Source organism: Arthrobacter sp., assembly GCF_031179985.1.
Lineage (GTDB): Bacteria > Actinomycetota > Actinomycetes > Actinomycetales > Micrococcaceae > Arthrobacter.
Map to the genome: position 1 here is coordinate 1 of NZ_JAPSHJ010000024.1, position 7,639 is coordinate 7,639.

General features: G+C 62.4%; 8 protein-coding genes. 3 read left to right on the top strand and 5 right to left on the bottom strand.

Going from position 1 to position 7,639, the window contains the following annotated elements:
- Positions 1-72: 72 nt before the first annotated feature.
- Entirely contained in the window at positions 73-471 is a 399-nt protein-coding gene (locus tag RIN13_RS12355) for a helix-turn-helix domain-containing protein (RefSeq protein WP_309107636.1), read from the bottom strand.
- A gap of 97 nt (positions 472-568) precedes the next feature.
- Here RIN13_RS12355 and RIN13_RS12360 point away from each other — a divergent pair, with 97 nt between their 5' ends.
- A complete protein-coding gene (locus tag RIN13_RS12360; protein ID WP_309107637.1) occupies positions 569-1,372 on the top strand; it encodes an NAD(P)H-binding protein in 804 nt (267 codons plus the stop codon).
- A gap of 67 nt (positions 1,373-1,439) precedes the next feature.
- Here RIN13_RS12360 and RIN13_RS12365 read toward each other — a convergent pair whose 3' ends face one another.
- From RIN13_RS12365 to RIN13_RS12380, 4 genes are all read right to left on the bottom strand, one after another.
- Positions 1,440-1,847, bottom strand: a complete 408-nt coding sequence (locus tag RIN13_RS12365) for a VOC family protein (protein ID WP_309107638.1) — start codon at positions 1,845-1,847, stop codon at positions 1,440-1,442.
- A gap of 10 nt (positions 1,848-1,857) precedes the next feature.
- Complete coding sequence (locus RIN13_RS12370) at positions 1,858-2,298, bottom strand: helix-turn-helix transcriptional regulator (protein WP_309107639.1); 441 nt, start codon at positions 2,296-2,298, stop codon at positions 1,858-1,860.
- Positions 2,299-2,534: 236 nt separating this feature from the next.
- On the bottom strand, positions 2,535-3,290 hold the full coding sequence (locus RIN13_RS12375) for an IclR family transcriptional regulator C-terminal domain-containing protein (protein ID WP_309107640.1): 756 nt from the start codon (positions 3,288-3,290) through the stop codon (positions 2,535-2,537).
- 77 nt (positions 3,291-3,367) lie between these two features.
- A complete protein-coding gene (locus RIN13_RS12380) occupies positions 3,368-4,810 on the bottom strand; it encodes an amino acid permease (protein ID WP_309107641.1) in 1,443 nt (480 codons plus the stop codon).
- Positions 4,811-5,105: 295 nt separating this feature from the next.
- Between RIN13_RS12380 and RIN13_RS12385 the strand changes: the two genes are divergently transcribed.
- Positions 5,106-6,176, top strand: a complete 1,071-nt coding sequence (locus RIN13_RS12385; RefSeq protein WP_309107642.1) for a homoserine dehydrogenase — start codon at positions 5,106-5,108, stop codon at positions 6,174-6,176.
- Positions 6,169-7,572 (top strand): aldehyde dehydrogenase family protein, encoded by a 1,404-nt coding sequence (locus RIN13_RS12390; RefSeq protein WP_309107643.1) that lies wholly within the window; start codon positions 6,169-6,171, stop codon positions 7,570-7,572. Before RIN13_RS12385 ends, RIN13_RS12390 begins: the two co-directional genes overlap by 8 nt.
- Positions 7,573-7,639 lie beyond the last annotated feature (67 nt).

Genomic DNA, 7,639 nt, shown 5'->3' on the forward strand with positions numbered 1-7,639 from the left:
CCCTAGGTGGACCAATCCCAGCACTCGTGCGCGCATGGCTCCTCAAAGGAGACCGTGGCGAAATTGGCTTTGTTAGCGGATCTGCTGGTCAGGGTTTTGCAGGTCGTATAGCTCCCGTGATGCTCCTATGGAGTCTTTGTGTTCCAAGGACCAGTCTGCGAGCTGTTTGACCAGCAGGGTGAGACTGCTTCCACGCTCAGTGAGTTGGTAGGTGACCTGGGCAGGGACAGTCGCGTAGACCGTGCGTTTGACAAGGCCGTCCCGTTCGAGGCGTCTCACCGTGAGGGTCAGCATGCGCTGCGAAATCCCTTCGATGGCCCGCTGGAGCTCCCGAAAGCGCCGGACGCCCGAGGCCAGCTCCACGATGACCAGCACGGACCATTTATCCCCGATTCGATCCAGAACGTCGCGGATTCCACAGTCTGGATGGTCGGATTCGCCGCAGGGTTCCAAGACAGGGGTTACTTCCATGTGACTGCCTAACACCAAAGTGCCTCCTTGTGGGCTCTCGCCTAGTTACCGAAGATGAGTCTAGTTACCGAAAAGTACCAGTGAAATGAGCATGCCCATGATTCTCGTAACCGGGGCCTCCGGCCACCTCGCCAAAGCAATCCTTCAACACCTCACGCAGACGGGAGCGGCTGCAACCGGAGCAACCCGTCATCCCGGCAGCAGCGACCAGCTTCGGGCCTTGGACTTCGACGTCCCCGCAACAATCTCCTTCGAGGGCGTGGAGACACTGGTAATGGTCTCCGCCGGAACTGAAGAAGACGATGTCGTCATCACCCGGCACAACAACGCCATAACGGCGGCCGAACGTGACGGGGTCAGGCACATCGTGTACACGAGCCTCACCGAGGCCGGCGATCACTTGGGATTCGCGTTGGCCCATCGCTGGACAGAACGCCGCCTTCAGAGCGGAAAGGCGCAGTGGACGATTTTGAGGAACGGTCTCTACGCGGAGTTGATCGGCCATCTCCTGGCTCCCCATGAAGGAGTCATCTCTGCCCCATTCGGACACGGCGGCGTCGCCGCCGTCGCCCGTCAGGATCTTGCAGAAGCAGCCGCAATTATCGCGCGGAACCCCGGAATACACGGAGGCAGAACCTATAACCTCGTCGGGAACATCGTCATCACGGGGCAGAACATAGCTGACACACTGGGGGCGGAATACCGGCCGGTCAAGCTCACCGAACTACGACAGGCCCTGGACTCCACAGCGATGCTGCCCTTCCAGCCTCCTATGCTGCTGTCCATACACTCCGCAGCGAGCCACGGATTCCTTGAGGAAACAGGCACCGACATCACCGACATCCTTGGACGGGAACCCCTAAACGCGCTCCACATAGCCGCGGCCGCAGCGACCGCATGACCAGTAGCAAGTGCCCCGTGCGCCCAGGCCGGGTGCCGCCGTCGCCGTTTCCCTTGTGGTTTTGCTTTTAGACAGGTGCCTGGGAAACCCGAATCATGTTGCCTGAAGGATCACGGAAGGCACAGTCGCGCGGACCCCATGGCTGGTCGATGGGCTCCTGCATAACCTCTGCACCGGAGGCCCTGACCTTCTCGAACAACCCGTCCAGATCATCAGTACGGAACACAAGCATGGGGAGAACACCCTTGACGAGGAGCTCCTGGAGTGCGTCTCCATCGGCTTGGGAACGGCCCGCATGCGGCGAGGACAGGACGATCTCGAGGCCGGGCTGGTCCGGCGTTCCAAGGGTGATCCAGTGGAAGCCGCCCTGGGCGACGTCGTTCCGGACCTCAAGGCCGAGAGCGTCACAGTAGAACGCGAGTGACTCTTCGGGATCGTTGACAGTGATATTGCAGTACTGGAGTGCGATAGTCATGAAGGCAACGCTAGTCCGAGGCTGCCGGTACCGCTTCTCGAATACTGCTTTTCACGTACCGGGCTGGACGGGTCCTGATCTTGGCAATGCACGCGGGCATGGCCTCGACGGCGTAGTGCTCCCGGGAACGATACGAGCTGGGGGTCTCCCCTACGATCTCCGTGAACCGCGCGCTGAACGAGCCCAACGATGTGGACCCGACTTCCATACAGGCGTCCGTAACGCTCCATCCGGCCCGCAAGAGCGCCATTGCCCGCTCGATCCTGCGCGTCATCAGGTAACTGTAGGGGGTTTCGCCGTAGGCCTCGCGGAACTGCCTGGAGAAGTGCGCCGGTGACATTAGTGCCTGGCGAGCCATGGTGGGAACGTCCAGCGGGCGGGCGTACTCACGGTCCATCAGATCCCGTGCACGGCGCAAAAGAACCAGGTTGGCCAGGTCCTGAGGAGTCATGTGATGAGGCTACCACCGGGTCCGAAAGTTCTCATTGAGTCGTTGACGGGGATAGCGCTTACGGGCCGGGTCCGTGTCCGCTTCTTACAGGCGCGGCAACACCGATGCCCGGAATTCTTCAAGTTCGCTCATGTTGTCCCCAGACCTCGAACCGGAACCTCCACTTTCCAGTATCGGCACGGCCTTCACACGGTCACAAGGATCTGCCGGCAGTAAAAATTGCCGCAAAGGAGCAGTCAGCCCGGCTGAGACAGCCGTCGCGCGGATTCTTCAATGGCGGCACCGATCTCCTCGGTGCGGCCATCGAATTCCCTTCGTTCCCCGAAAACACAGAGGGAAGCAACGATGGTGCCGGCCGTATCCCGGAGCGGCACAGCCAACTCATGAACGCCATGCTCGAACTCTTCCACAGCGTGGACTACGCCCCTGGGCTTGTCCCGCTCCATGAGCGTCAAAACGTCTGCAGCGGAGTGGGCTGCCTGCGGACCTCCGACGCCGATAAACTCCACGTCCGCAAGCAGCTCCTGCAACGCCTTCTCGCTGTGATCCCAGAGCAGCGCCCGGCCGGATCCCGTGCACCACACGGGGGTGATCATGCCGGGTTGCATCATTCCCCCGGAGAGGCCATGGTCACTTGAGGACCTGATAAGGATGACACGGGCGCCGTCCCGGACCGACACTCTGCCCCTGAGCCCGAGATCGGCGGTTATCCGCTGGAGCTCCACTCTTGAGGAGCTGACCCACCCGCCGTTGAGGGAAGCCGCCAGCGAGAAGAATGCAGGACCTGCGCGGAAAGGGCCCCGGTCCACCCTTTCCAGCAGATCCAGGTCACAGAGTTCCTGGGTCAAGCGCGAGACCCTGCTGCGGTCCATACCGAGCTCGACGGCGATATGGGTAACGCCGTACAGCGATCGGCCCCACTTCTCACGGTCAGCGACGATGCGGACAATCCGAAGCCCCTGTGCCAGGGATGAGACTTCAGAAGTTTCCATGTTCGTGGCTCCTCACCGCGGGACGACGCCCTATTCTTACACAGCCGGTTCTTGCACAGCCGGTTCTTGCACAGCCGCTACTTTGCCGCAGCGGCCAACTGGCGGGAGCGGCCGTATTTGAAGTGGAAGAACACGTAGCAGCCAACGACGAACGGAATTCCGAAGTAGAGGGCATAGATCTGGTTCGGGTCAAAGGCAATACCAACCAGGGATACAAGGCAGAGGCTGAACGCAAGGATGGGCACCAACGGGTACAACGGCGCCGTGTAGCTGAGTGTGGAAACGTCCCCGCCGTTCCGGACGAAGGCCCTGCGGTGGAAGAAGTGGGATGCCGTAATGGACATCCAGACTCCCACCACGGCAAACCCGGCCACGGACACCAAGGCCAGGTAGACCAGTTCCGGTGAGACAACGCTGCAGATCAGCGAGGCAAGGCCACCCACCATGCTGACGCTCAGGGCGAGCAGGGGGATGCCGCGCTTGGTCAGTCGCCGGAAGGCTTTGGGAGCATGGCCCTCCTCGGAGAGTGAGAAGAGCATGCGTGCGCAGGAGAACAGCCCGCTGTTTCCGGCCGAAAGCAGTGCGGTGATGATGACGAAGTTCATGATGTCCGCGGCGAAGGGAATGCCGATGGAGGAGAAGACGGTGACGAACGGGCTCTCGTCCAGTCCCACCTGCTCATAAGGGATGGTTGCGGCGATGACAGCGATGGCACCGACGAAGAAGATCAGGAGGCGGATGACGGTGGTGCGCATGGCCTTGGGAATGCTTGTTTCCGGGTTCGCCGTCTCGCCCGCTGCCACGCCAATAAGTTCGGATCCGGAGAAAGCATAGAAGACGGCGAGAGCGGTCACGAGCACGCCGGTGAAGCCGTTGGGGAAGAGGCCCGACGTCGTCGCGAAGTTTTCGAAGAGCATGGGGTGTTCGCCGCCGGCGGCAAGGGGGTGGAACCCCAGGAGCGCTGCTCCACCGAGCACAATCAGTACGACGATGGCGCCCACCTTGATGATGGAGAACCAGAACTCCGACTCGCCAAAAACACGCGATGAGATGGCGTTGAGGGAGAAAAGGATTGCGGCGAAGAGTACGCACCAGATCCAGACGTCCACTTGCGGAAACCACCGCTGCATCAGGAGCCCGGAGGCCGTGAACTCGGAACCGATGGCAACCGCCCAGCACAGCCAGTAGAGCCATGCTGTGGTGAAGCCAGTGGCTGGCCCGATGGACCTCGCCGCATAGATGTGGAACGCGCCGGAGACGGGATAGGCGATGGCCAGCTCGCCAAGGCAGGACATAACGAGATACACCATGAAGGCGCCCACGAGGTAAGCCAAAACGGCGCCAAGCGGCCCGGCCTGCGAAATGGTGTAGCCGGAGCTCAGGAAAAGCCCCGACCCGATGACGCCCCCCATGGCGATCATCACGAGGTGGCGCGGGCCCATGGAGCGCCGCAATCCGGATTCTTGCATGGCCGGCGGTGCGGCCTGAGTACCCAGCTCAGTGGGTGAAGAGAGTGACATGAGGTCTCCCAGGAGTGGTGGGGATGCCAGCGTTTGCTGCACCGGCTCCGGTCGCGGCGAGTGAGGGAATCTCCGACTCCGCACTTCCAGAGGTGATGAAAGTAACACAAATCATGAGAAACAGTCATTAAAAACATCCAAATATGCATATGTTGCACGTCGTGAGGGCGTCGGCTCCGGCCAATGTGCGCAGAGCATGGTCGATCTGACATGTGTCCGGTGCAGAAAGACATGGTTCGGCTGACCCAGGGTGGAGCGAGCATGGAAGGACCAACCCCTCCTGAGAAAGACCATCATGACCACCTATGACCTTGCTTTGATTGGCTTTGGCGGCGTAAACCGGACCCTGGCCGAGCTGATCCACACCCGTGGCAACTCCCTCGAAGCCGAACTGGGCTTCGGTTTGAGGATTGTTGCCATCACCGATCTCCGTTTGGGTTCGCTGGTGCAGCCGGAAGGAATCGACCTGGCCGTTGCGCTCGGGCTCACCGGTGACGGGGCGTCGTTCGCCCAGCATGGCGGCTCCGCAGCGCCCGATAATGAGGCGGTCATCAAGACTTGCTCGGCGGACATCGTCGTCGAGGCCACTTTCACGAACCCGGACGACGGCGAACCTGCCGTTTCGCACGTGCGCTGGGCTCTGGAAGCCGGCAAGCACGTGTGCACCACCAACAAGGGACCGGTGGCTCTGCGTGGCCGCGAACTGACTGAGTTGGCACGGCGGCAGGGAGTGCACTTCGAGTTCGAGGGCTCGGTCATGAGCGGGACTCCCGTCATCCGGCTGGCCAAACAAATGTTCAGCGGGCTGCGCCTCGGCGGGTTCGAAGGCATCATGAACGGGACCAGCAACTACGTCCTGGGCCGTATGGAAGCGGGGCTCGGCCTGCAGGAAGCCGTCCGGGAAGCCCAGGACCTGGGTTACGCCGAAGCCAACCCGAGCGCCGACGTCGAGGGCTTCGACGTGCAGCTCAAAGTGCTGATACTGGCCAACGAGCTCCTCGACGCCGGCCTGGAACTCCGCGACATCGCCCGCCAGGGAATCTCCTCCGTGACAGTCCAGGATGTCCGCCAGGCCTCACTGGACGGAAAGCGGTGGAAGCTGGTGGGGTCCGCCCGCCGAAACGCTGACGGCTCGGTGACAGCCGGTGTCGCGCCCGTTGCCTTGCCTCTGGATCACGGCCTGGCCGGGGTTTCAGGCGCCACGAACGCGGTGGCCTTCACCACCGACCTCCTGGGGCAGGTCACCGTTTCCGGCCCGGGCGCCGGCCGGGTGGAGACCGCCTATGCCCTGCTCTCGGACATTATCGCCATGCACGCGGGGATGACCACCCAGGCTTCAACGTCCAAGGTCGTGGCAAATGCGTAGCGCCGTGGCCGAACGGCTTCCCCTCGAATACCTCAACGTCACCAGCCCGTTCGACGGCGGAACGGTGGGAAGCGTGAGCGTCACCCCGGCGACCGGGGTAGAGGCCGTTCTGGAGACCGCCCGTCGCGGCGCCAAGCTGGCAGGGGGTCTCTCCCGCGCAGCCCGGGCAGCCATTCTGGCTGGCGCCGCGGCCGCGATTGAGGTTCGCAGTGAAGAATTCGCCCGCACCATTGTTGCCGAAGCCGGCAAAACCATCCGCCAGGCCCGAAAGGAAGTGGTGCGTGCGGTCAACACCCTTCAGCTTTCAGCCGCGGAGGCAAAAAGCAATGCCGGCGAGGTCATTCCGTTCGATTCCTATGCGGGCTCGGAGAACCGCACCGGCTGGTTCAGCAGGGAGCCGCTGGGAATCATCGCTGCCATCACACCCTTCAACGATCCGCTGAACCTCGTGGCGCACAAGATCGGTCCAGCCATTGCAGGCGGTAATTCAGTGATCCTGAAGCCGTCGGCTTTGACTCCACTCTCCGCCCAACTCCTCGTCGACGCCCTCATCGAAGCCGGCCTGCCACCGGAGGTAATCGCAGTGGTGAACGGAGGACGGGAGGTGGTTGCCGCCGTCGTCCGCTCACGGGATGTACGGATGGTGTCCTTCACGGGTGGGTTCTCCACTGGGGAGGCCATTGCGCGGGAGGCCGGGCTGAAAAAGCTGTCCATGGACCTGGGCGGAAACGCTCCCAATCTGGTGCTGGCTGATGCAGACGTCCAGGATGCCGTTGATGCCTGCGTTTCAGGGGCTTTCTGGGCAGCCGGCCAGAACTGCGTAGGGGTCCAGCGGATACTTGTCCAGAGGCCGGTTTACGAGGATTTCCGCAGCAGGTTCCTCGCTGCCACCAGCGTCCTGGTGGCCGGCAACCCGCTGGAGGAAACCAGCGACGTCGGGCCGATGATCACTCAGGACGCGTTGCGTCAGGTGCAGCGCAAGGTCGACGACGCCGTTGCTGCCGGTGCCGTGCTCTTGATGGGCAACCGCGCGGATGGCAATGTATTGCAGCCCACCGTCCTGGAACAGGTCCCGTTGGATGCCCGGCTCTGGCAGGAGGAGGTGTTTGCGCCCGTGGTGATGCTCCAGCCGTTCGATTCCCTGGACGAAGCATTGGAACTGGCCAACGCGATCGAATTCAGCCTGCATGCCGGTATTTTCACCAACTCCCTGGCTTCGGCAATGGAGGCGGCGCGGCGCTTGGAAGCCGGCGGCGTGATGATCAACGACTCCTCCGACTACAGGTTTGACGGCATGCCGTTCGGCGGCTCCAAATACGGGAGCATGGGCCGGGAAGGGGTGCGGTTTGCCTACGAGGAAATGACGCAGCCCAAGGTGGTGTGCATCAGGAACTGAGGGGTGGCGCGGCGGTTTCGGCGTCGGCCTGGCCCGTATTGGCCTGGCCGGCGCCGGCAGTGGCGGC

Bases quoted from the DNA above. Each gene is read 5' to 3' on its own strand.
- RIN13_RS12375 (WP_309107640.1), bottom strand. From the start codon at position 3,290: ATGGAAACTTCTGAAGTCTCATCCCTGGCACAGGGGCTTCGGATTGTC.
- RIN13_RS12385 (WP_309107642.1), top strand. From the start codon at position 5,106: ATGACCACCTATGACCTTGCTTTGATTGGCTTTGGCGGCGTAAACCGG.
- RIN13_RS12380 (WP_309107641.1), bottom strand. From the start codon at position 4,810: ATGTCACTCTCTTCACCCACTGAGCTGGGTACTCAGGCCGCACCGCCG.
- RIN13_RS12360 (WP_309107637.1), top strand. From the start codon at position 569: ATGATTCTCGTAACCGGGGCCTCCGGCCACCTCGCCAAAGCAATCCTT.
- RIN13_RS12370 (WP_309107639.1), bottom strand. From the start codon at position 2,298: ATGACTCCTCAGGACCTGGCCAACCTGGTTCTTTTGCGCCGTGCACGG.
- RIN13_RS12365 (WP_309107638.1), bottom strand. From the start codon at position 1,847: ATGACTATCGCACTCCAGTACTGCAATATCACTGTCAACGATCCCGAA.
- RIN13_RS12390 (WP_309107643.1), top strand. From the start codon at position 6,169: ATGCGTAGCGCCGTGGCCGAACGGCTTCCCCTCGAATACCTCAACGTC.
- RIN13_RS12355 (WP_309107636.1), bottom strand. From the start codon at position 471: ATGGAAGTAACCCCTGTCTTGGAACCCTGCGGCGAATCCGACCATCCA.